Raw genomic sequence first — 445 nt, forward strand, 5'->3', positions numbered from 1 at the left:
GTAATGATATTACTGTTACCTCATGTGGTCTTGGTATAAAACTTGGAGAAAAATCTATGCTTTCTAGTAGTAAGATTTATGGATGTGAAAATGGAATGGAAATTACAACTGGTGTCAGCTTAAACAATATAAGAATAGAAGATATCAGGGAAGTAGGTATTAATAATAAAGGACTTGGTTTCAATCTTATGATGAATCTTGCAGTTGATAAATGTGGATACTGCGGATTTATGTTTGAAAAAATGTCTCATAGCCAGATAACTGCAAGATTTACTAACTGTAGTCAATATTATAAAAATGTTGATTATGATACTTATAAAAATCTTCCAGATAAAAAAGAAGAAGCTTATTCTATACTTTATGGAGATACTTTAGACAACTGCAATATTGTATTGATGAATAATAATGTTGATACTCTAGAAAATGGTCTAGAGCGTAAGATACA

Annotated in this window: 1 pseudogene; it reads left to right on the top strand. The window is 29.4% G+C overall.

From position 1 onward, the window contains the following. Positions 1-445 (top strand): annotated as a pseudogene (locus tag KGF52_RS21155) (hypothetical protein); the annotation flags it as partial.

The organism is Clostridioides sp. ZZV15-6597 (assembly GCF_020657815.1).
Classification (GTDB): Bacteria; Bacillota; Clostridia; order Peptostreptococcales; family Peptostreptococcaceae; genus Clostridioides.